Below are 723 nucleotides of genomic sequence, written 5' to 3'. Positions count from 1 at the left end.
GTCATCAAATACTCTTGGTTCTTCTTTGAGTTGACCATGTATTTCGATGTCTTTACGAAAGAAATCCTAACGTGGCATGTGGCTGAGAGACGTGGACATAGAGACCAGTACATTGATGGGCTAAATGATGTCATCAACCTGTTGAAGGGCACAGATGAGCCAACTGTTCTTCATACGGACCAAGGTAGCGTGTATGCTTCACTCGCCTATAATGAGCTGATAAAGGACACGTTGATTGTGAGGTCTATGTCCAGGGCAGGAAAGCCTACAGACAACCCTGTGAACGAATCCCTCAACGGATGGATAAAAGAGGAATTGTTCATAGACTTCAAGATTGAGACATGTAATTCAAGAGAGGAGTTCGAGGAGGCCTTGGACGCATACGTGGATTATTACAATGAGAAAAGACCATGTTATGCTATCGGCTATGATACGCCAAATAATTACAGGAAGAGGTTTTATAAAGGGGAGCTTCCAAGAAAGGACACTTTTGGGAAGCGAGAGGCTAATGCAACACCGAAGTTCGTCACAGAACGGAAGAAAATGGCTGGAAATGAGAAAAATAAAGAATAATGTTCACTTTTATAAAGAAAAACTTGCAAATATGGATGAGATTGTCTACTTTTGCAAATGAAAAGGAACGAAATTTGATAGATATGTGTACTTTTAAAAATATAAATAATTAATAATCATTTTTTGTGTCCACTTTGGGGAACTGCTACA

Annotated in this window: 1 protein-coding gene; it reads left to right on the top strand. The window is 39.6% G+C overall.

Annotation, left to right across the window (positions count from 1 at the left end; genetic code table 11):
* The coding region (locus ACTQ16_RS16695; protein WP_441938555.1) for a transposase at positions 1-573 on the top strand (573 nt) is incomplete at its 5' end.
* Positions 574-723: the final 150 nt, after the last annotated feature.

This window comes from Prevotella sp. LCP21S3_D2, assembly GCF_052118345.1.
Classification (GTDB): Bacteria; Bacteroidota; Bacteroidia; order Bacteroidales; family Bacteroidaceae; genus Prevotella.
This window is presented reverse-complemented; position numbering and strand designations above follow the sequence as displayed.